Genomic DNA, 308 nt, shown 5'->3' with positions numbered 1-308 from the left:
TAAATAACTATTCCGCTCATCGGAATAGTTTTTTTCCCATCCCGGGAATTGGGCTAAGCATAAATAACTATTCCGCTTATCGGAATAGTTTTTTTCCATCCCTGGAGTTGGACTAAGCATAAATAACTATTCCGCTCATCGGAATAGTTTTTTCCCATCCCGGGGATTGGGCTAGGGATAAATAACTATTGCGTTCATCGGTAGAGTTTTTTCCCACCGATCGCGTGGTGATGGTGAAATATAGCAGGTCTCTTTCTTGATGCGATCCGCTGCCGAATAGTCCCAACCGCGCTTGCACCTCCGAAGTA

1 protein-coding gene is annotated in these 308 nt (G+C 44.5%); it reads right to left on the bottom strand.

Features of this window, described 5'->3' with window-relative positions; all coding sequences use genetic code 11:
- Window positions 1–112 precede the first annotated feature (112 nt).
- The coding region (locus tag AC0QH1_RS01265; RefSeq protein ID WP_324628931.1) for a hypothetical protein at window positions 113–308 on the bottom strand (196 nt) is incomplete at its 5' end.

The organism is Phormidium sp. CCY1219 (assembly GCF_055795085.1).
The sequence above is the reverse complement of the archived record's forward strand: the minus strand, read 5'-3'. Positions and strand labels throughout refer to the sequence as shown.